Below are 21607 nucleotides of genomic sequence, written 5' to 3'. Positions count from 1 at the left end.
ACGGCTAATTAGGGGGCTATTACTTTGCAGTTAAGCAGATTGGTTAAATTTCATAAAACGCTGGGTGATCCAACGAGAATCCGCATTCTTGCCCTGTTGCGGCACAGTCCGATGCATGGTCAGGCGATAGCCGGAAAGCTTGGATTAAAGCCGCCGACGATCACCCATCATATGGCCAAGCTTCGTGACATCGGTTTGGTTAAAGAGAAACGTGAAAAGAATACAATTTATTTTTCATTAAATGTTAAAAATCTTGAAAATAGTGCTCTTGCTATCGTTAATATGGTTACTGAACCATCCAAAAACGATGAGCTGAAAACTAATGAATCGGAACGGAACCGGGTTATTAATAATTTCTTTACCCTGGATGGGAAGTTAAAACAGCTCCCGGCCCAGCGCAAAAAGAAAATTGTCGCACTTGCACACATTGTTAAAGGACTGGAAATGGGTGTTACCTATGATGAAAGGGAAATCAATCATTACCTGGCACAATTCCATGAGGATTATGCAACATTAAGAAGAGAATTGGTAATGAACCACTTTGTGTACCGCGAAAATAATCAGTATGAAATGAATCCACCAGAACTGTGGATTGTCAACTAAAGTACAAATTTTTTTGGCAATCTAATTAGATGGTTAACTAATTGGATGTTTATAAAAATCGTAAGCAGGTGATTTTGTGACCAGTGTATTGCAGATATTCCAGCATGAGAAGCACTATCTAAGGCTCTTTTTGGCGGGGATTATCAATGGGATTGGGGATCGTTTTAGCCAGGTTGCCTTATTGGCCCTGCTGCTGGAATTGACAGGTTCAGGATTTGCTGTAGGTGCTGCTCTGGCCATCCGTGTCGTACCTTTTTTACTGTTCGGTCCGTACGGGGGGTTGCTGGCAGACCGGCTTTCAAGAAAGAAAATCTTGATTATAACGGACTTATCGAGAATTGCTTTTGCCATATCTTTTGTATTTGTAAATGACGAGACTCATATTTGGCTGATTTATCTAAGCACATTTGTTTTAGGAGCAGGGGAAGCGATCTATGCCCCGGCACGAAAGTCCTTGATTCCACTGCTGGTCAAGAAAGACACCATCATCAAAATCAATAGTTTAGAACAGATTATGCTTGGCTTAGTTTTAATCGGAGGTTCATTTTCCGGAGGCATTGTTACCTATTTCTTTGGCCCGGATATGGCGTTTTGGTTAAATGGCATATCCTTTTTACTCGCTGCTGTTATCCTCCTTCCTCTTTCGGTAATCCAAAAAAGTGAGCATGCACGAGGTAACAATAAACAAAGGGCTGGGTCTGATGCATTCTATTCTATCAAAACGATCAGAAAATTAATGCTTGCCTCGAGCCCGTTCTATATTGTTTGTCTCTTTGAAATGATCGTGCCGGTTTTTAACGGGATTGATAATGTACTCATTAGTGTCTATGCAGTTCAGGAGTTCGGACTTGGAAACATGGGAGTCGGTTTTTTTTATGGAGCTATCGGGCTCGGTTTGGTGCTCAGTTTTATCGTAACGCAGCGTATTCATCAGCATCTTTTAATTTCCGGTTTGGCAGCTTTACTGGCGGAAGGCATATTTATCGTTATATTGAGCAAGATCCATATTGCGCTTATTGCTTTTCTTACTTATGTGCTGATCTCTTTTGTATCGGGTATTGGAAATGCCTGCATCGACTCGATTGTTATGAAGGAAACACCTCAGGAACACCTGGGCCTCGTGTTCGGATTACTGACTGCAATCTCTAATACATTAATTGGATTATCCATGTTTGGGTCAGGCCTCCTTCTAGAAGCAGTCGATAATCGAACACTCGGTTTTATTGGAGGTCTGGCATTTGTACTTACGGCCTTATTCCTGTTTGTGGTATATTCATTAAAACAAAAGACTTTTGTATGTAGAAAAAAGGAGCATTGCTGAAATATCCCTCTTCTCAATGTTATCAGCCTTATCGATAGTTTATAGTTAAAAAATTAAAAGGTTTTTCAAGCCTATTTTTTTGTCATATGGCTGTTAGATAAGTTTATGAATGAGTTATTCCCACATAAAAAAGTACGATAAGTTGGATATTTGGAGGGTTTATTATTCTCGATCTATTTGTCGATAAATAAATAAGCAGACCCATGAAAAGGGAGATACAGATGGAAGATGAACGAATCAGAATTTTTGATGACAATCGAAGACCAATCGGTGTTGCTACACGGGAAGAAGTTCATAAACTTGACACTGGCATGAAACATTTCATTGCTGGTTTGTCAGTAAAGAAGAGGATGTCGACTACATTTATTTTCAAATTCGCAGTCAGAAAAAAAAGGATTATCCAAACCTTTTAGATATTACCGCCGCCGTTCATTTATTAGCCGATGAATTAATTTTTGATGGAATAAGAGAGGTTAAAGAAGAACTCGGTATTGACGTAGCCTTTGACGAACTCGTGCCATTGGATGTAATAGAGTATAGCGTTGTAAGAGATGACTTTATCGATAAAGAATTAGCTAACGTGTTTTTATATCAATCTCAAAATAGAACGGAAGACATTGAACTTCAACCAGAAGAAGTGTCAGGGATTGTGAGAGCCGAGTTTGATGACTTCAAAAAACTCTGTTTTGGGCGGATAAATGAGATCAAAGTGCAAGGATTTGAAATCGATGCAGTTGGAAAAAAGGCCACAATTAACAAGTCTGTCAGTAAGAATGAATTTGTGCCGCATGGGCCTTCTTATTATGAAAACATCTTAGGACTGATTGGTGAGAATATATAGGACTGTTCTAACCAAAATAAAGAGACAATCTAATATTCGGCTGCCGCAGATTTTGGTTACGGTTTTTCAGCTCCGCGTTTATCAAGTTCACCTAATAAACGGCGATACTGTTCAATTGGCATTTTCCCTAAAATGTATTCTGTTTTTAGAAAATCCAGTAATACATTAGCATGTTTGGGAACTTGGGATTTAGTCAAAATAAATTGAGCAATTAAATTTTCTAATGTCATTTATCAATCTCCTAACAAAGTGATAATGATTTCAACAAGAAATATATCACATATTTTAGGAATGGGAATTTTTTAGAATTTTTGAACTTGCGACAAATACTTACAAATTGCATTCTGCATAGCATTTGTATAGGGAAAATCGGTTTCAAGAAGGGATCAAGGGAATGGGCACTTTCAATTGGATTGTTTTTCTATGGCAAGTAACATTTGTGATTTCGGTCCTTTTGTTTTTCTATGGTTTGTATAAAAAATCGTGGGTCTCCCTTTTCTTTAGCTTTGTGACTTTTCTTCCGATTGCTTATTATTTCATCGGAACTGAGAATGGATGGAGGATAGCGGGATTCGTACCTGTTTTGCTTCTTGTTCTTACAGTAAATTTTTGGCGGACACAAAGAAAGGCTAAATCCAATGTGCAAGGTTGAAAAAAATGGGTTCAAACTGTCCAATAAAAAAGTCAAACACTGAATTCATGATTGATTAAACAAGAAACTGGTACTCCAATGGCGACAATTAATACGCCGACAAAATAAACAGGGAGGTTGTCTGCAAAACCAAGGAATAAAATCCCTGCACACCAAACGACTGAACCGATTAAATAAATCTTCAGGGTGAGTTTTTCCCACATTAATGGAATCAGCACAAAGGCCCTCCGTACAATTCTAAAAGCAGACTATACCATTGCCTTCCACCTGGTAAGGTCTCAATAAGCTGTACTAATAACCCAACTTGCCATACCCATGTATTATAGAAAACCATTTATAAGTGAAATTTAATTCTTCTATAAAAAAGCTGCCTTATTCGGAAGGCAGCTTAATATAGCCCCCGGGCGTTTTCGAGCTCCGGTTTATTTTCCATGGAATCTGATTGGACGATCAGTGTCCGGGTTGGGAAGGCAATTGATACATTCTCTTCTTCTAAGATCTCCATGATTTGAAAGTTGATGTCTTCCTTGATGTTTAAGTGCCCTGCAAAATCTGTTAGGTTAGTGAAGAAGTATAGGTACACGTCAAGACTTGAATCATTGAACTGGTCAAACTTAACGAGAATCGTATCGGGATGGATTTGGTCATGACGGATAAGCATGTCTTCAATCCGGGTGATTACCTGTTCCAGTTTCTTTTTGGGAGTGTCATAGGATAATCCCAAGTGAAAGGCGATCTGGCGTTTGCCCATTTTTGACCAGTTAATAATCGGTTCATTCGATAAGGTAGAGTTTGGGACCGTTACTAATGCCTGAGCAAAGGTACGTATTTTGGTGCTGCGGAAGGTGATATCTTCAACGGTTCCTTCGACACTGGGTGTCTTAATCCAGTCCCCGATCGTGAAGGGCTTTTCGGTGACAATGACGATCCCGCCAAACAGGTTGCTCAATGTTTCTTTAGCTGCCAGGGCAAAAGCCAAACCGCCAAGACCTAATCCCGCCACGAATCCGTTTACGTTAAAGCCCCATTCTTCGGCAATAATACTAACGGCTAGTGCAAAGATGATAACATTTATTATCTTTGTAATAAAAGGCATGATTATTTGGTCGACATCCATGTCTAACTTTTTAATGATTTTCGGAAACAAAAGCGTTGCTATAGAACTTAGATTCATCAAACTCCAAGAAGCCAAAACGATGAATGTTGAGCGAAACAGCTTTTTTTCAGTTGTATCAGAAATAGGCTCAAACGGAAAATAATGCAGCGCTATAAAGATGCCAATTAAGACGATCAGCCAGCGGAATGGTTTTTCCAAAGCCAGCATAATATTGGCGGCTGTGTTGATGTTTCTTCTTTCCGCAAAGCGCAGAAAGAATTTGAATACATATGTAGTGAAAACCTTCCGTAATCCGATAAATAAAGCAAAAACACCAACTGAAATACCTAAATGCAACCAGCCATCTACTGTTAAGAAATCTGTGAACAAATGTGAAACCTCCTGCAAGAATGTAATACTCCTAGATTCATTAGGATAACAAATTAACGGAAACGGTGCTACTGAAACCATCTGGAAAATATCGATTAATTTTCAGTCTGTTCCTAAAAGCGAACTGAATTTATGAATCTGTTATGAAGTACTCTCTCCATTCATATTATGAAAGAACAAAGAGATAAGGGGGAGAGAGTATGGCACACATCTATTCCAAGGGCTGGTTCATCAGGCAGCTAAGAGATGCGGGAATGACGAGGCATCCGATCGAGGGGCGAAAGCTGAAGCTCTATAAAACATATGTGCTCCGCAATCTTTACGCAGAGTTTATCGAAGGTCAGCAATAAATAAGGCGCGGGCTGCCTGGAAAGATATGATTGAGAAGCAGCGATTTACTTGACCACCGAAATCTCTTGCATTGTATCTAACAGAAGGGTCCCGCACTTTCTTTTTGTTCTTGGTTCGAATATAGAGAAAAATTTCACTGGATGATAATTACAAGACATCAAGATATGTTACTATAATAATGAGAAATATGGAATATACTGATTTTCGCAGTTTCTGTATGGAGGTTTTATGGTCAAATCGAAATTGTTTGCAGAAGTGTTCTATCAATCGAGAATCCCACAGGTTATCTGTGATTTAAAATACAGGAAACCATTTTATTTTATTCAGCAAAGGAACTAAAAAACCTGGCGCTCAGGGACTTTTCCTTGCCGGAGGATAATGAGAATGATGATCTGCTCTTTAATGAACTGATGGAGGGAAAAAGAAAGGATTATGAAGTTGTAAAGAGATATATTACCAGGGACGGACAAGTCAAGACAGCGATACTAAACATGTCTTATATTCATGATTCCCTAACGGGCGACAATTTTTACCTTGGGCAGTTGATTGATTTGACTGAAAAGCTATTGATCGAACAGACATTGCGCAAACGGGAAGAAAAGTACCGGTTGCTTGCAGAGCATTCTTCGGATATGATCATCCTCCATAAGCCCGACAGTACCTATCTTTATATTTCCCCTTCGATCAAGGGGATATTAGGATATGAAGCGGAGGAGCTGCTCGGTAGAAAACCGCACGACTTCATTCACCCGGATGACCTGAATGTCGTCCGAAGAAACTATCAAAAAGTAATCTCTGAATTGATACCAATAAGAGGAACCTATCGCTGCAAGAAAAAAGACGGGGATTACGTATGGCTGGAAACGGGACTGAAAGCGGTTTTGGATGAAGAAAGCGGGCAGGTCAGGGAGCTCATCTCTATCTCAAGGGATGTCCAGCAACGGATGGAAACGGATGAATTGCTCCGCAAATCGGAAAAACTGGCCGTCATCGGTCAGATGGCTGCTGCAGTCGCTCATGAAATACGTAACCCGTTAACGCCAATTAAAGGTTTCATGCAGCTATTGTCTTCAGGCTTACAGAATTATAACCCAGCCTACACAGCTATCATTTTAAATGAATTGAATAGAATCGAAACCATTATTACTGAGTTTTTATCGATGGCAAAGCCGCATAGTGAAAAAATGCAAGTTCTTAAGATTGATGATATCGTCAAACAGGTCGTCCAGCTTGTACGTGCTGAAGCGCTCTTTAACAATAAGGAAATTACCCTTGAAACCGCAGAAGTGCCAGGGATAATCGGGGACGAGAACTCTTTGAAACAGGTATTTGTTAATATTATTCAAAATGCCCTTGATGCAATCGATGAAAACGGAATTGTCCATGTCACGATATTTTCGGAGAAGGATTTTATTTGTGTCGAAATTCGGGACAATGGCTGCGGTGTCCCTAAAGAACTCTTGCCAAAGTTAGGCGAACCGTTTTACTCTACCAAAGAGAAAGGGACCGGCCTGGGATTAATGACCTCCTATCAAATCATCGAAAATCATAAAGGACAAATCAACATCGAAAGCACAGAGGGGATTGGCACAAAGGTTTCAATCATGCTTCCCCCGCATTTTGGATAAATAGAGGATGGGATTTTTCACGATAACGGGCCGGCGCTTATGCTCCGGCCCGTTGATTATGCTTCCATCAGATGTTCGGAATCGTCCTGGCTGTGGTTCTGTCTTAAAATGTACAGGTTATACAGATCCTTCGGGATTTCATATAAATCAAAGATTTCGCCATTCTGGTTCGGTTTATCATACAGATTTTGGCGGGTTTCGTTTACTTTGATCGCATAAGGCAGTTTTTCTGCCGCATGAATAGAGCGGAGATTTTGCTTGCGGATTCTCATGAATATCGATTCGATGTCAAGCTCGAAAAAGAGTTCATTGAAAAAAGCTTCCTTGGCCGGTGAGTTATAACCTTTTCCGTGGTAAGCCTTTCCAAGCCATGTGCCCAGAAATCCAGCTTTATCTTCTATGTCATACAATGAAATCGTGCCAATCGGCGAGCCCCATTCATCTGTAATCGTCCGGGAAATTAATTCTCCCACTTCTTCTGCTTCAATCGTTTGCTTTGTTACAAATAGATATTCCTCATATGAATCGGTTTTATGCCGCACAAAAGGGAAGACATCTGGATGCTTCATTAACTCATAAAGAGGATTACAATCTGCCAATTCTCTCTTTTTTAACATTTCCTTCCCTCCGTCTTGAGGGCAGTCTTCATGCGTTCTCTCTGCCCACCACGAAATTTTTCAAGTCATGCATCAAAAAATTTCGGGGTGGGAATCGAACCCACTAGAACCGGAAACCGGTGGCGCACCATTTGCCTTCCCTATTTTTATTTCAAGAAAAGCGGAAGCGCCTTGTTCAGCCCCCTCGAGAAGCTAGGCGCTGGCAGAATAAAATCATCACGCCCTGTGGCGACGTCGGCACTGGACAGTAAGAAAAGTCAAGTCTCCTCTGAAAGAAAAAATAACTCTTACGAACGTATAATACTAAAAAAAAAGCAAATTGAAAATAGGTTTTTTAAGCTTTTTTTTCGTCAAATTCCTACTTTTTTTCGAGCACAATTTGGCCGTTTGTCATCGTCAGCGATGGCTTTGCTTGAAATCATTAAAAGGGTTGTGCGGCATCACCAAATCGTCCTTTCCAGGTTCTTTTGCTTTGTATCTGTGATTGCTTAAAATACCCCGGTTACCTGAAGCAGCAAAATCAGGCTGCCGAGGGCCCAAACATACACCGAAAAAATTTTCAGTGATTTTTTTTGGAGGAAACCGATCATCCAGACGACGGCGATATAACCGAAAATAGCGGCAGAAAGGGTTGCAACAAGCAAGGAAGAGAAGGAAATATACTCCACATTTCCGCTCAGGACGGACTTCATTTGAAACACGATCCCTCCTGTAATCGCTGGAATTGACAGCAAGAAAGAAAAATACGCGGCCGTTGACCGATCCAGTTTGCAGAACAGGCCAGCCGCGATTGTAAGACCAGAGCGTGACAGGGCTGGCATGATCGCTGCTGCTTGAAAGGTACCGATTATGAAAGCATCCTTGACGGAAATGTCCTGAATTGATTTGCGGCCGGATTTAATGCCATCCGCAAACCAGAGGATAAAACCAGTAACAAGGAACTCCCAGCCAATAGTCACTCCTGTTTTTGACAACTCGTCAAACCAATCACTCAGTAATACACCTGCAAAAACCGCGGGGATCGTACCGGCAATAAGCAGCAGTGTCAATTTCGAAAAAGGCTTTTTGATCAGCGAAAATAATTCCGCTTTATAAACAACGATCAGTGCCAGCAGCGTCCCGATATGGAGCATCGTATCCAAAAAAATGCCTGCCTCGTCCAAATTAAACATATGGCGCCCCAAATATAAGTGCCCCGTGCTTGATATCGGCAGAAATTCGGTCAGGCCCTGAATCAAACCGAGAACGAACGCTTGCAATTCACTTAGCAAAATTTCACCTCTTTTCACATAAAGGACAGTCAGTTAACACAAATGTATGCATGTAAAAGATGAAAATGTGCAAAAACCAAGGGAATTTTATTTAAATGAAACGAGTTCTGCGGACATACATATAGTAAAGAGGAAGTGAAAGGAGAGGGCATTTCTATGTTAAACAAAGATGAAAAGTTACTGGCCGCACTCATCTATATCGCTAGCTTTTTTACGGCTTTTATAGGGCCGCTGATTATCTGGCTGATTAAAAAAGAAGAATCCAGCTTTATCGATTTTCATGGAAGGGAATATTTGAATTTCCTGATTTCCTATACGATATACGGGATCGTGGCAACAGTCTTGTGCTTTGTGGTCATCGGTTTCTTGATACTGCCAGTCCTCGGCCTTGCCGGTGTCATTTTCACGATCATTGCCGCGGTCAAAGCTTATGAAGGAAAAGAGTACCGTATTCCGCTGATTTTCCGCATTATATAATCCTTGTAGACATAAACGGAAAACAGCAATACCCTGCCAAACTGGTTGGCAGGGCTATTTCTGTTTCAGCATTATTTTTTCTTGATTTCTTCGTATTTTTGAAACCACTCAGGAAAGACCTTTTTAAAGGCAACAGGCCTGAACGAATCTTTAGTCACAATAATATGTGTGGTTGTTCCTTCTGCACAAACCTCATCTTTTCCGTTCACGATTTCAAAACCGTATACCGTGCGCAGTCCGGGATTTTCTTCGATCCACGTTTTTACAAAAACCCTGTCTCCAAGAGTGATCGACTTTTTATAAGTGATTTCCAGGTTATAAACAGGTGCATAATAGCCGGCTTTTTCCATTTCGAGATAATCGTAGCCCGCATCCTCGATTAGCTGCGTTCTGCCAAACTCGAGCCATTTCACATAATTGCCGTGATAGATGACTCCCATCATATCTGTATCTGCATAAGAAATCTGGATTTCCTTCGTCGCTATGTAAAAATCATTCATTGTCCTTTTCCTTTCCATTCAATATATGCTCAATGATATCACAAGTTGGAAACGTCACTGGATTGATAGAATCTGCAAATTTTATCAGGAATATTATGGCTGCCCATTCTATTCATTTCGAAAAGGAATATGCTTAAGTAAGCAGAAACTTTCAGTAGACAGATTTTCATGAAAAATGATAGAACCCACCATATAGATAACAACAAAGGAGTAGAAGATGAATATCCGTACTTATTATGAGAGAACCGCCAGAAGGTGCTTTCATGTCTCCTGGCTCACACTAATTATTGCCGTTATCTTTTTCGTCCTCCATGTTTGTAATGTATTTGAAGGAAATATCATTGCTATAACCCTTCCTTTTTTATTTTTGAGCATTGCACAATTCTGCGTTTCGCGGACTTATGAAAACAGAATGAAAGATTTGCCGCCCGACAACGTCATGATGACCAATGTTTCTCCGCTAGCAACAAAAGATGTCTTACTGACATTCCTGCCGGCGCCGACATTAAGGGTGCTTCTATTTCACCCGAACGGTTCCTTGCTTGGCGAAATAAGAGATCTAAATATGCACTGGTTTATGTGGATGATACCAAATTCCTTTTCGCTGGTTTTGCCAAAGCGATATCTGTTAACCAATGGAGAAGGTGAGGTGCTCGCTGAGTATAAGATGAAATGGGGCATCAAAACTGTCATTTATATGAAGGATAATACTGGGAGGCTGGTTGGTCATTATAGAGAAAGCTTAAAGGAATCGATCATCCGTTTGAAAGGAATGATTTACACGGCAGAAGGACAGGCTTGGATGCCCATAAACGTGGGCGGGCTGCTCCATAACTTTGATATCGAAACAGAAGGAGGCAAACACATTGTCTCCTTACGGAAAGGATGGATGCCTCTAGAATGGGGCACTAGATTCAAGGAAATGAACACACCGATTCTTAGCTTTGATGATCAGGCAAAAGTTGAAGAAAAAATTGCCGTTTTCGGTTTTTGTGCTTCTGCCTTCCATCACCGATCCAACTAAATGCAAGTTTTCGTTAAGCAATCGAATCGAATATCTGCTATAATTTTAAACAATTAGAAAGGTGTGAGCACTGACATACAAGGAGCTTCGCTTTTCTAAAAATACATATAATTGTGGTGATGAAAATGGCGTTGCTTACTGACATTCTCGAGTTTAATGACAGATTTGTACAAGAAGAAGAATTTGGCAAATATCAAACAGATAAATACCCTGAAAAAAAGATGGTTGTGTTGAGCTGTATGGATACAAGGCTGGTCGAATTGCTTCCGAAAGCCATGAACCTAAAAAACGGGGATATGAAACATGTAAAAACCGCGGGAGCTATCCTGACGGATCCGTTTGGAAGCGCGATGCAAAGCATCCTTGTCGCGATATATGAACTGAAAGCGGACGAGGTATTTGTTGTAGGGCACCATGATTGCGGCATGTCTTCCATTAATCCCGATGCTATGCTTGAAAAAATGACGAAGCGGGGCATATCTTCTGAAACGATTAAAACCCTCAAAAATTCTGGAATTGACTTAAATATTTGGCTGCAAGGTTTTGATGATGTGTCAGAAAGCGTGAAAAACAGTGTCCAAACGATCAAGAATCACCCGTTAATTCCGGAAGATGTACCGGTCCACGGCCTCGTCATTTCGCCTGAAACGGGAAAACTGGATCTGGTTGTTAATGGTTATCCAAAGCAGGAAACAAAATAACTGTCCTTCCTCGAGGTAATGAAGGACCAAATAAGGAAAATGAGCGAGGGAAAAGTCCTTCATCGGGGCTATGAAGGACCAAATAAGGAAAATGAGCGAGGGAAAAGTCCTTCATCGGGGCTATGAAGGACCAAATAAGGAAAATGAGCGAGGGAAAAGTCCTTCATCGGGGCTATAAAGGACCAAATAAGGAAAATGAGCGAGGGAAAAGTCCTTCATCGGGGCTATGAAGGACCAAGTAAGGAAAATGAGCGAGGGAAAAGTCCTTCATCGGGGTGATGAAGGCGGAGGCCGACTCGAGAAAGTCGTTTACAACGACTTTTTGAGTCAGCCTGTTTTAATGGAAAGAAGTTTGATGTTGTTAATACTCGCTAATCTTTTTTTCTGTAAAAATTTGAGGATAAAAGTAATGAAATTCCAATTGTTACATAAACAATAGCAATAGATCAACAGATTTATTTAACAGAGCCAAATAAAAAAAACTGCGGGATTTCTGAATGAAAGCACTCCTTTATTGGAAACTTGATATTGAAAGAATTTTTGTTACAATCACATAGTGTGGTTTGTCACTGAAACAAACGGGTGGGCGAGGGATACAATTAAATAAGGACACAACATGAACAAGTCATTTTTGGAAAAAACATTTTTGCTATCCGAAAGCGGATCGACCGTAAAGCGTGAGATCCTTGCCGGATCTGTCAGCTATTTCACGATTGTTTATATCGTAGCCGTTAACTCGATGATTCTGTCAGAAGCTGGTTTACCGCTTGACGGAGCGATCCTTGCGACCATCTTGCTTTCGGCGATTAGCTGCATCCTGGTTGGGTTTTGGGCCAATGTGCCGATTATCCTTGTACCCGGAATGGGAATCAATGCGCTGTTTGCCTATACGATGGTTGGCAGCATGGGATTGTCCTGGCAATCGGCGCTCGGTGCTGTCTTTGTATCAGGGATCATTTTTCTTCTTATCGCATTCAGTCCTTTTTCAAGGGTGCTCAACGAATCGATCCCTGCCTCGCTTAAAGAAGCCATTACCGTTGGACTGGGCTTATTTTTAATGTTTCTCGGGCTGGAAAAAGGCGGCTTGATTACAAGAGGGGATACATCGATAATAGCTCTTGGCGATCTTGGTGACCCCGATGTGATCGTTTCTGTTTTGACTTTGCTGGTTGCACTGGCCTTGTTTATCAGAAACGTACAGGGCGGCTTTTTGATTACGATACTAGCAGGCTGCATTATTGCTCTTTTGTTTGGAATGATCGATTTTTCGGTGATGTCATTTGGCGGTCTTGAGATCGGAGCATATAAAGATGTTTTCTTTTCGATGTCCTTTAAAGAAATCGGAACATTCGAGTTCTGGATGGCTGTATTTTCGATGTCAATGGTCCTTGTTTTTGAAAATATCGGGCTTGTTCAGGGATTCGTTAACAGCATTAACCGCCCCGAACGATTTCAAAAGGCATTCCGGGCAACCGGTTTATCTGTTTTCTTATCCGGAATTTTCGGTTCAAGTCCTACTGTTGCAACGGTAGAAACAGCAGCCGGGATTGCTTCTGGAGGCCGGACCGGATTCACTTCGGTTGTCACCGGGATTCTATTCATCATGTCCTTGCTGTTTATTCCGCTGATTAAGATCATCCCGGACAGCGCGATTGCTCCGATCTTGATCATTATCGGAATGTTAATGCTTGAAAAAATCAAGCATCTCGATTTCAGTGATTTATCTGAAAGCATTCCGGCAATCCTGATCATCGTGATGATTCCATTCACATCAAGCATTGCCGACGGAATGGCCGTTGGATTTATAGTGTATCCTTTCTTGAAGCTTATTCTTGGCAAGGCAAAACAGGTTTCAATTGTGTTGTATATAATAGCGGCACTTTTTTTAGCCTACTTTGTTTTACAGGTATAAGCTAAAGTAAAGAAAGTTGTTCTAGTAGATGTCCGTGCTATAGTACGGAATTGTTTACAAGGAATGGCTTTTTTTGCGTTGTTTATTTCATCTACATGGCCACAACTCCTTTAAGGGTGCAATATCTTTATTAGAATAGTATAATAACCTGCAAACTGTTATAATCTAAAAAAGATTGCAGGGACATAGGAGAAGTGATTTGCGTGAATGTAGAATTGTTAAAATGCCACGGATCGGGAAATGACTTTTTAATAATCGATGAACTAACAAAGGATATCTCCTTTACGGAAGAGGATCGGAAGAATCTTGCGTTGGCTCTTTGTAACCGGAACAACACACTTGGCGCAGATGGAATTCTTTTTGTGATGAAAAGTGAAACATGCGATGCGAGAATGCGCGTTTTTAATGCAGATGGCTCAGAGGCATCGATGTGTGGGAATGGCCTCCGCTGTGTAGCACGTTTTGTCGATGAAATGCTTGGCAGAGACAATTTGGTAATCGAAACGATGAAAGCGAATCTTGCAGTGGGGAAGACAGAAGATATTTATCAGGGCATTCCTACTTATATGGTGGAAATCTCACCGGTATCTTTCCATGTGAAAGACCTGCCGCTTGAAATGGAAAACGAGACGCTGCTGAACGGCAGGCTTCCTGGACTTTCCAATTCGCTTTCATTTACAGCGCTTGCTGTCCCGAATCCACATTTGATTTCGATTGTAACGGAAGAAGTTCTCGCTTCCGACGTCCAGGAAACTCTGGCGAAGGAAGTGAATGGACCCAATCATTTATTTCCTGATGGTGTCAACGTGAGTTTCGTTAAGCCGATCGAGAAGGGGCATATTTTTGTCCGCACCTTTGAAAGAGGCGTTGGTTTCACGAATGCCTGTGGAACCGCGATGTCGGCTTCAAGCATTGTCACCTGTCTGAACGGCCTGAATGAACCGGAAAAAGAAATTTCTGTTTATAATGACGGCGGGCAGGTAAAATGTATTGTTCGTCATGACCAGGAAAAAGAGCAATATAAGATTGATTTAATTGGCAATGGAACCTATGAATACAAAGCAGCAATTGACATCGATCTCGGTGATGAACAGAATTTTAAAGTGACCAATCAAGAAAAATTCGAAAATGAAATAAGCGTATATTCCGCATTCCAAAAAGAGGTTCAGAATTACTTACGCGATAAGTAATTCTAAAAGCCGGTCCTGCTTAAAGCAGACCGGCTATCTTTTTGTAAATCTATCTCTGCTTTAGAAACCGGATAACTTCCTCGAAAGGCTGTTCATTTCTCGCTTTTTCATATCCGGAAAAAGGGCAGCCAAGGCTTCTGATCCGTTTCGGAACCGTCAAAACAGTGTGATCCTTTATCGATAAATCTCCGGTTACCTCATCCCAGTATAATGGCGTGGCGACACCGGCAAAATCGTTTCCGCGGGCTGAATAAGGGGAGATGATCGTCTTTCCTTCACTATGCTGGACAAAGTCAAGATACAGGCGGTTGTACCTGTTTTTTTTAAGGCGCTCGACGGTAAAATCATCAGGGAATGCGCCTATCAGAAAATCACCAAGAAAGTCGGTGAATATTCGCGTGTCCTGATAGCCGAATGTATCAGCCGGCAAGGGTATATGAATTTGCAGGCCTTTGTTCCCGGAAGTTTTGATAAATGCCTTCATTTTGATGGAATCAAGCACTTTTTTGATCTCAACAGCTGCCTTTACTGCAAGCTGAAATAACTCAGGTGAAGGCGGATCCAAATCAAGAACGATTTCGTCTGGGTCGGTCTTTCCCGCTCTTTGGAATGGTGTATGAAACTCGATTGCTAGTTGATTGCCGAGCCAGATAAGCGTTTGGATATCATTGCATAAAATATAATCATTATCATGCTCAAAATAGGATTTTACGAATTCTGGGGCATACTCCGGACGATTTTTTTGAAAAAAGCGTTCATCGTTCATCGTCCCGTGCGGATATCTGATCGTTGTCAGTCCTTTGTCCGTTAGATGCGGCAGAAACCAGGAAGATACTTCACGCAAATATTGCATGTATTCAATTTTCGTTATCACTTCGTTCCCCGATTTCCAGACAGGCTTATCGGCAGATGTAACCGAAATGCCTGCTGGAAAGGCGAACTGGCTCCCAGTAAACCTTTCCCATGTACATTCCTCTGGTTTAGTTGCTGTTAAAAACTCTTTGAATTGCGATTCGCGCAACTCTGCTTCGTCATACGCATGCAGATAATTGACGGCAAGACAGATCGAGGGATGGATATAAAAATTGTTTTCATCCCCTGAAGAAGCGTTTTGCATAATGATTTGCTGCAGAATTGCTCTTTCCCTTTTGTCAATTCCATTTTTCATTTGCCCGATGTTTACCGGACTGCCGGCTTTGTAGACTGCTAAGGTAAAATAACTGTTTTCTTTATTCATCGCTGAAATAAAGCAGGCAACCGTTCGCCAATTTTTAGTCTTTACCCACTGCGGTGTCCTTTTCCCCTCTTCCCAAAAACTGTTTTCGTGCTTCGCGACTATTCCTTCTCCATCATGCAGGACCACATTTTCGAAAAGCTCGGTAAAGTTTTTATAAACAGGGACATATTGAATGATTGCTTCATTGGCTGGACTCGGAAGAAGCGGAATTTCTAAAAGCCCGCATAGTGTTTCAAGCTGTTTTTTTCGTTCGTGATATTTCACTAAATGGAAGCTCTTTCCTTTATGCATAAGGAGGTCAAAAGCCATAAAACAGACAGGGGAAAGAAGAGATGCCTTTTCAATTGGCTTTTTTATGCGCAAGCGCCCTCTCCACTGAAGATGCATGAAATCCGCTTTTAAAGGGTTGGCAAGCCAGACAAGCTCGCCATCGAATTGAACAGGTAAATGCTTGCTCAGCTTAGGTTTTATCTTATTTACAAAACGTTCGATTTCCGGAAATGCCGGCAACAGATCCTTCCCGTTCCGGCTTGTCAGCTCTACCTTATTTGCTTCAATCACAAGGATGGCCCGGAAGCCGTCATACTTTACTTCATAGCCCCAAGGTTTTCCTTTTGGTGCCGTCTCATGATAGGTGGGAAGCATTGGTTTCATAAAATCACTCTTTCTATCGCAGAATCTTTCGGGATCTCTCTTATGCTTGTCAGGGCCGAGCAGGCGCTTCCGCTATTCTTATTACCAATTGTTTATAGGTGTTATTTTAAAGCGGGAGAGAAAAAATATGCGTATAACTTATTTTAAAGCGAAGAGAAAGAAGGTGAAATTATGCATACGATGTGGAAAGGCAGCATCAGCTTTGGGTTGGTAAATATCCCGATCAAGCTTCATGCAGCCACTGAAAATAAAGACATTTCGCTAAGAACGCTCCATAAGGAATGCCATTCCCCGATTAAGTATGAAAAGGTCTGCCCTGTCTGTGGAAAAGAAGTGGGTAAAGATGATATCGTGCGAGCTTATGAATATGCGAAAGGGAAATTCGTCGTGCTCGAAGATGAGGAATTGGAGCAGTTGCGAAAAGAAAATGAAGATAAAGCTGTCGAAATTGTCGATTTTGTAAAAATGGAAGAAATCGATCCGATCTATTTTAACAAAAGTTATTACATGTCTCCTAATGAAGGCGGTGTTAAAGCATACTCCCTACTTCGGAAGGCCCTTGAGGATTCGAAGAAGGTAGGGATCGCAAAAATTATAATCAGGTCGAAAGAACAGCTTGCCATCATCCGGGTTGTCGAAAATACACTGCTCATGGAAACGATCCATTTCCCTGATGAAGTCCGGCCTTCAGCCGATGTCCCCAATATCCCAACAGGAGAAAATATTACAAAGAAAGAACTCGACACAGCCGTTTTGCTGATTGACCAATTAACGACCGAATTTGAACCGGATAAATATCACGATGAGTATCGGACGGCCCTGTTAGACCTTATCGAATCCAAAAAGACAGGCAAGAAAACCGTTTCTGCCAAAGAAAAGGAGCCGGCTGTTTCCAATGTAACCGATTTAATGGCCGCGTTGCAAGCATCTATCGACAGAACAAAGCCAGCTACCAAGAAAAAAACGACACGAAAAAAACCTGCTTCCAAAAAGAAAGAAGCTTGATTCCTAAAATGAGCCAGAGCGGGCAAAGATCCTTTTCTCCGCTCTAGTTTTTTCACGTTAAGAGGAATTGGATCATCCGGCAAACAGGAAAAGCATAAATTCTTGTTTATTAAAGCAGAATTGAGGTATATTTCTAAAGAAAACCGATTCCTAATAGGTTTTGTCTGGGGTGATTTTGCTGAAATACAAAACAATTATTTACTTTTCATTCATAGCAGTGTTATTGGTCTCTTATATTGTCATATTCATAGGCTTGGTTGAAGAACTGAGAGAAAATGAACTGGACCGGTTTGACAATACGATTATTCAATTTATTCAGGGGCTTATTTCCGACAAGCTGACATCGTTCATGAAATTCCTGACATTCTTCGGATCGATCAGGTGGCTTGGAAGCGCAGTAATCGTGGCTTCGCTTATTTTGGCGGTTTTACATAAAAAAAGGTATGCAATTTTTTTAATAGTTTCTTCCGGGCTAGGATCGATTTTTAATATTGTGTTAAAATCGATTTTTAGAAGAGAAAGACCCGATATATTGCCGATTATTATTGAACACGGATTCAGTTTTCCAAGCGGCCATTCCATGGGTTCGTTTATCTTGTATGGATCGCTGGCCATTGTTCTCGTTAAAGTGTCCAGGCGTCTATATCTTGATTGGATTTGTGTGGGTTTATGCGTAGTGGCAATATTGCTTATCGGAATAAGCAGGATTTATTTAGGAGTTCATTATCCAAGTGATGTCATTGCAGGTTTTGCGGCTGGCGGCGCATGGTTGACCATTTGCGGCCTTGGCTTACGGTACGCCGAGTACACGCTGGCGAAAAAAAGCCATAAAAGGCGGGAACTGTGATGCGAAGGATTTTTTCCAGCTTTTAAGAAAAAGTATAACTTTTTCAATGTGACTGGTGTCTAGCGCAAGCAGCCTAGCCCCGACGAAGACATAAGGGCGTGGCGATCTTAGTCGGCCTCTATGGTCTAGCTAATCATCTGATGGGGAGAAAACCGCTCCCCATCAGATGCTCGTCTTATGCTGGTTGGACTTGTGCAGGATGCGCTGACATCGACGTTTGCCACAGGACGTCGCGGATCTTAGTCGACGTTCCTTTGAACAAAGCGCTTGCGCTTTTCTTAAGTAGTCCACTCATTTTCAGTCTCAGGTAAATAAGTCGTGCAGGCCGGGCACCGCCTCGCTGAAATTGGAATGTCCGAGATACACTCGGGGCATTTTTTCGTAACGGCAGTTTTAGGTTCTGCTTTGTTGTGATAACGATTCACCTGTTTGACAATCAGGAAGATCACGAAGGTAATAATTAAAAAGTTAATGATATTAGTAAGGAAAAGACCGTAATTAATCGTAGCGGCTCCCGCTTCCTGGGCATCGGCAAGCGAACTGTAGTCCTTTCCTGACAAATTAATGTATAGATTGCTAAAATCAACTTTACCGATAATAAGACCAATTGGCGGCATCAATATATCATTCACTGTTGAATCAACAATTTTACTAAAGGCAGCACCGATAACAACGCCTACCGCCAGATCGAGTACATTTCCCCGCATGATGAACTTTTTAAATTCCTTGAACAAGACTGTCCCATTCCTTTCTTTATGCATCAATTTGCAATAATCTGAACTGTTCAATATGAACGCTTGAGAACAATAGATATTTATTGTAGCTTGTATTAGGCCAATTTAACAAATATCAGTTTCCACTCTCTCACACTTTAGTTTAGTATTTTTCAAACAGGAAAATAGGCGAAAAAAAACGCCCTTTTTAAAAGAGCGAAAGAAGAGGAAATCTTACTTTTGGAAATCAATATATAGGCGAACGTGGTAGGATATCAACTATATATTGTGTTTTTATTTTAGCATACCTTTTTTTCTGATGGCAACTATTTTCAGAAGATTTTGTGCTTTAAGTAGTGGTAAAAAAGATAAAAATTAGTACAAAAGTCATTATTTCAGAAAAACAGAACGGGTGTTCGAAAAATAGGCTATATTATGCTATAATAAAGATACGATAGAAGAATCCTTATGGGAGGTCGGCTAGCCCCGGGAAAGGGGGTGATGCTTGTGACCATTTTTGAAGCCTTAATGGCGATGTTTTCCTTTGCAACAGTTGTGATTGCCATTTTGTCTTACCAAAATAAAAAATAGACCTCCCTTGCCAGCAAAAAAATGAGGGAGAGGTCTATTCATACATTATAGGCCGACCCCCCTCTGGAGGGACCCGTCTATCGTAAGGCCGTAAATGCTGCCACATTTACGGCTTTTCTTGTTTTACATATCTATATTTATAATACCACAAGATTTCACATCTGTCACGAAACCGAAAGGCTGGCTGGTAGAAAGCTATCGTCTAGTTTAGTATAATAAAAAGTAAAAATCATTGGAGAAAAGGGGAGAAAGTAATGGCTTTAACTGGTAAAATCATTTCGTTTCAGATAGGGAAACCACAGTTGCGAGTCTTCTCAGGACTTCAGCTTGACACAGCGATGGATAAAAAGATGGTAAAAAGCTCCTTGGTTACAAAGAAAGAAATCAAAGGAGACGGGATAGGCAACAGGAAAAGTCACGGTGGCCCTGACAGGGTGATCTGCTTTTATCCATATGAGCATTATGCGATGTGGGAAGAACTCTGGGGAAGAAAACTGCCTGTGCCGGCTTTTGGCGAGAATATCACGGTCGCCGGAATGAAAGAAAAGCAAGTATACATAGGTGACATCTTCAAAATAGGTGAATGTCTTGTCCAGATTACCCAGGGGCGAATCCCCTGCGCAACGATCTCTTATTTTAATGGCGAGCCTGATTTTTTGAAAAAGGTTATTGAGACATCATTTACCGGCTATTTTGCCAGGGTTCTTGAAGAAGGGACTCTCAATAACAGTGATAGTATCGAACTGGTGCAACGGATGCAGGACAGGGTAAGCGTACTGTATGGAAATGAAGTTTATTTTCACGGCAAGGATGGATTGGAAGGCCTGGATAAATTGCTTGGCGTAACAGAACTTGCTGATGTATGGAAAAGTAAAGCAGAGCAAAGAAGAGATTCGCTGTCAAGTATGTAAAGCACAGTCTGATCTACTCAAATAGCGGCTTGGATAACTTTCTGTTTCCATGTTGTTGGAAAGGTCTGGGCCTTTTTTGTTCGTCAGATATGTTTCTTTCTGCAGATCCCCGTTACACAGACGGTTAACTCAGGTTTTACTTTTTTGAATTTTACCGAAATATCGCGGAAGCCTACATAAAATAAATCCTGCTCAATCTGGAAGGCATGGAAAAATGTCTTTTCGCGGGAGGCATCTTCTTCACGCGGCTGAACGGTGATGGCGATTTTGCCGCCGTCTTTCATCAGTTGATGGATACGCACCAATGATTTCTTTTTATTCTTCCATAATGGATAGTTATTAACCGACAAGACCTTGTCATATCGGTATAACTCTTGATTATAATCCTCGATTTCTCCTTCGTAGAGCTTCAGACGGCCATTGACGATCGCTTTTTCATTTCGGTCATGGGCGTCCTGGACCATGGTGTCCGAAATATCGATGCCATCTATTTTCAGGTTCCGCTGCTTCTGGAACATTTCCTCAATAGCGTATCCGGGGCCAAAACCGACTTCCAATACATAATCGCCCGGTTTGACCGTAAGCCGATCGATTGTCCAGCGATTAATCTTCCGGTTTTCAAAAAACATAATCTTGCCGGCTAATTTGCCCAAAATACCCTCCGGTTTTCGAAACTGCTTTGCGAGTGTTCCAAGCATTTAGGCTCCTCCTCATGGTTATTTCTGATATGTTTATATTCACCAAAATGGAATCTTTGAAACCATGCACAAGATCAACAATTTAAAGGAATAAATATGAAATCTTCAAGAAAGTATTGAAATTCACCTTTTCATCATGTAAAGTAGTAATTATTAAATTTAGAATATGCAAACAACTTTATAGTATCTTATCGAGAGAGGTGGAGGGACTGGCCCTTTGAAGCCTCAGCAACCGGCTTACCGCCAAGGTGCTAAATCCAGCAAGCTAGAGCTTGATAGATGAGGAGAATGTGAAAAAAGGCCTTCTTCTTGAAAGAAGGCCTTTTTTCTCGATAAGAAAATTTCAGGTTTCGACTTGTTACTGTGTCTAGGAGGGG

Annotated in this window: 24 protein-coding genes and 1 riboswitch; of the genes, 15 read left to right on the top strand and 9 right to left on the bottom strand. The window is 41.2% G+C overall.

Going from position 1 to position 21607, the window contains the following annotated elements; all coding sequences use genetic code 11:
* Positions 1 to 24 precede the first annotated feature (24 nt).
* The 4 genes from ELQ35_RS00210 (at position 25) to ELQ35_RS23525 (ending at position 2765) form a co-directional block, all read left to right on the top strand.
* The gene (locus tag ELQ35_RS00210; RefSeq protein ID WP_126862853.1) at positions 25 to 603 is read left to right on the top strand and encodes a DUF2087 domain-containing protein; all 579 of its coding nucleotides are present in this window, start codon (positions 25 to 27) and stop codon (positions 601 to 603) included.
* Between the two features lie 76 nt (positions 604 to 679).
* Positions 680 to 1924, top strand: a complete 1245-nt coding sequence (locus tag ELQ35_RS00205; RefSeq protein WP_126862852.1) for an MFS transporter — start codon at positions 680 to 682, stop codon at positions 1922 to 1924.
* A gap of 221 nt (positions 1925 to 2145) precedes the next feature.
* The gene (locus ELQ35_RS23530) at positions 2146 to 2337 is read left to right on the top strand and encodes a hypothetical protein (protein WP_307364318.1); all 192 of its coding nucleotides are present in this window, start codon (positions 2146 to 2148) and stop codon (positions 2335 to 2337) included.
* 107 nt (positions 2338 to 2444) lie between these two features.
* Positions 2445 to 2765, top strand: coding sequence for an NUDIX hydrolase (locus tag ELQ35_RS23525; protein ID WP_307364315.1), 321 nt, complete (start codon positions 2445 to 2447; stop codon positions 2763 to 2765).
* Between the two features lie 56 nt (positions 2766 to 2821).
* Here the strand turns inward: ELQ35_RS23525 and yppF are convergent, their stop codons facing one another.
* From yppF to ELQ35_RS00185, 3 genes are all read right to left on the bottom strand, one after another.
* Positions 2822 to 2995, bottom strand: coding sequence for a YppF family protein (gene yppF, locus ELQ35_RS00195; RefSeq protein ID WP_126862851.1), 174 nt, complete (start codon positions 2993 to 2995; stop codon positions 2822 to 2824).
* 454 nt (positions 2996 to 3449) lie between these two features.
* The gene (locus ELQ35_RS00190; RefSeq protein ID WP_126862850.1) at positions 3450 to 3635 is read right to left on the bottom strand and encodes a hypothetical protein; all 186 of its coding nucleotides are present in this window, start codon (positions 3633 to 3635) and stop codon (positions 3450 to 3452) included.
* Positions 3636 to 3805: 170 nt separating this feature from the next.
* Positions 3806 to 4903 carry a mechanosensitive ion channel family protein gene (locus ELQ35_RS00185; protein ID WP_246025911.1) on the bottom strand — a complete coding sequence of 366 codons (1098 nt, stop codon included), beginning with the start codon at positions 4901 to 4903 and terminating at the stop codon, positions 3806 to 3808.
* 200 nt (positions 4904 to 5103) lie between these two features.
* On the opposite strand from ELQ35_RS00185, the gene ELQ35_RS00180 reads away from it, so the two are divergent.
* Positions 5104 to 5253, top strand: coding sequence for a YflJ family protein (locus tag ELQ35_RS00180; RefSeq protein ID WP_126862848.1), 150 nt, complete (start codon positions 5104 to 5106; stop codon positions 5251 to 5253).
* Between the two features lie 300 nt (positions 5254 to 5553).
* Complete coding sequence (locus tag ELQ35_RS00175; RefSeq protein ID WP_307364393.1) at positions 5554 to 6882, top strand: PAS domain S-box protein; 1329 nt, start codon at positions 5554 to 5556, stop codon at positions 6880 to 6882.
* 56 nt (positions 6883 to 6938) lie between these two features.
* Here ELQ35_RS00175 and ELQ35_RS00170 read toward each other — a convergent pair whose 3' ends face one another.
* Together ELQ35_RS00170 and ELQ35_RS00165 are read right to left on the bottom strand one after the other, a co-directional pair.
* Positions 6939 to 7499: a GNAT family N-acetyltransferase gene (locus ELQ35_RS00170; protein WP_126862846.1), complete on the bottom strand. Its 561-nt coding sequence runs from the start codon at positions 7497 to 7499 to the stop codon at positions 6939 to 6941.
* Positions 7500 to 7987: 488 nt separating this feature from the next.
* Entirely contained in the window at positions 7988 to 8770 is a 783-nt protein-coding gene (locus tag ELQ35_RS00165; RefSeq protein ID WP_126862845.1) for an undecaprenyl-diphosphate phosphatase, read from the bottom strand.
* A gap of 156 nt (positions 8771 to 8926) precedes the next feature.
* On the opposite strand from ELQ35_RS00165, the gene ELQ35_RS00160 reads away from it, so the two are divergent.
* Entirely contained in the window at positions 8927 to 9247 is a 321-nt protein-coding gene (locus ELQ35_RS00160) for a DUF4870 domain-containing protein (protein ID WP_126862844.1), read from the top strand.
* A 71-nt stretch (positions 9248 to 9318) separates the two neighbouring features.
* Here ELQ35_RS00160 and ELQ35_RS00155 read toward each other — a convergent pair whose 3' ends face one another.
* Positions 9319 to 9747 carry an acyl-CoA thioesterase gene (locus ELQ35_RS00155; protein ID WP_126862843.1) on the bottom strand — a complete coding sequence of 143 codons (429 nt, stop codon included), beginning with the start codon at positions 9745 to 9747 and terminating at the stop codon, positions 9319 to 9321.
* Positions 9748 to 9964: 217 nt separating this feature from the next.
* Between ELQ35_RS00155 and ELQ35_RS00150 the strand changes: the two genes are divergently transcribed.
* The 4 genes from ELQ35_RS00150 (at position 9965) to dapF (ending at position 14574) form a co-directional block, all read left to right on the top strand.
* On the top strand, positions 9965 to 10771 hold the full coding sequence (locus ELQ35_RS00150) for a hypothetical protein (protein ID WP_126862842.1): 807 nt from the start codon (positions 9965 to 9967) through the stop codon (positions 10769 to 10771).
* A 125-nt stretch (positions 10772 to 10896) separates the two neighbouring features.
* Positions 10897 to 11472, top strand: a complete 576-nt coding sequence (locus tag ELQ35_RS00145; RefSeq protein WP_126862841.1) for a beta-class carbonic anhydrase — start codon at positions 10897 to 10899, stop codon at positions 11470 to 11472.
* 616 nt (positions 11473 to 12088) lie between these two features.
* Positions 12089 to 13384, top strand: a complete 1296-nt coding sequence (locus tag ELQ35_RS00140; RefSeq protein WP_126862840.1) for an NCS2 family permease — start codon at positions 12089 to 12091, stop codon at positions 13382 to 13384.
* A gap of 203 nt (positions 13385 to 13587) precedes the next feature.
* Positions 13588 to 14574 (top strand): diaminopimelate epimerase, encoded by a 987-nt coding sequence (gene dapF / locus ELQ35_RS00135; protein WP_126862839.1) that lies wholly within the window; start codon positions 13588 to 13590, stop codon positions 14572 to 14574.
* 49 nt (positions 14575 to 14623) lie between these two features.
* On the opposite strand, the gene ligD is transcribed toward dapF, so the two are convergent.
* Positions 14624 to 16465, bottom strand: a complete 1842-nt coding sequence (ligD, locus tag ELQ35_RS00130) for a DNA ligase D (RefSeq protein ID WP_126862838.1) — start codon at positions 16463 to 16465, stop codon at positions 14624 to 14626.
* 171 nt (positions 16466 to 16636) lie between these two features.
* On the opposite strand from ligD, the gene ku reads away from it, so the two are divergent.
* Both ku and ELQ35_RS00120 read left to right on the top strand, forming a co-directional pair.
* A complete protein-coding gene (gene ku, locus ELQ35_RS00125) occupies positions 16637 to 17470 on the top strand; it encodes a non-homologous end joining protein Ku (RefSeq protein WP_126862837.1) in 834 nt (277 codons plus the stop codon).
* A 169-nt stretch (positions 17471 to 17639) separates the two neighbouring features.
* A complete protein-coding gene (locus ELQ35_RS00120; protein WP_126862836.1) occupies positions 17640 to 18317 on the top strand; it encodes a phosphatase PAP2 family protein in 678 nt (225 codons plus the stop codon).
* 278 nt (positions 18318 to 18595) lie between these two features.
* On the opposite strand, the gene mscL is transcribed toward ELQ35_RS00120, so the two are convergent.
* Positions 18596 to 19051: a large conductance mechanosensitive channel protein MscL gene (gene mscL, locus ELQ35_RS00115; protein WP_126862835.1), complete on the bottom strand. Its 456-nt coding sequence runs from the start codon at positions 19049 to 19051 to the stop codon at positions 18596 to 18598.
* Positions 19052 to 19498: 447 nt separating this feature from the next.
* On the opposite strand from mscL, the gene ELQ35_RS22780 reads away from it, so the two are divergent.
* Together ELQ35_RS22780 and ELQ35_RS00110 are read left to right on the top strand one after the other, a co-directional pair.
* The gene (locus tag ELQ35_RS22780; protein WP_221884939.1) at positions 19499 to 19621 is read left to right on the top strand and encodes a putative holin-like toxin; all 123 of its coding nucleotides are present in this window, start codon (positions 19499 to 19501) and stop codon (positions 19619 to 19621) included.
* 254 nt (positions 19622 to 19875) lie between these two features.
* A complete protein-coding gene (locus tag ELQ35_RS00110; RefSeq protein ID WP_126862834.1) occupies positions 19876 to 20532 on the top strand; it encodes an MOSC domain-containing protein in 657 nt (218 codons plus the stop codon).
* 83 nt (positions 20533 to 20615) lie between these two features.
* On the opposite strand, the gene ELQ35_RS00105 is transcribed toward ELQ35_RS00110, so the two are convergent.
* Positions 20616 to 21230, bottom strand: coding sequence for a class I SAM-dependent methyltransferase (locus tag ELQ35_RS00105; RefSeq protein WP_126862833.1), 615 nt, complete (start codon positions 21228 to 21230; stop codon positions 20616 to 20618).
* Between the two features lie 185 nt (positions 21231 to 21415).
* Positions 21416 to 21516, top strand: a riboswitch (SAM riboswitch).
* Positions 21517 to 21607: the final 91 nt, after the last annotated feature.

The organism is Peribacillus cavernae, assembly GCF_003989135.1.
In the GTDB taxonomy this organism is placed as follows: domain Bacteria; phylum Bacillota; class Bacilli; order Bacillales; family DSM-1321; genus Peribacillus; species Peribacillus cavernae.
This window is presented reverse-complemented; position numbering and strand designations above follow the sequence as displayed.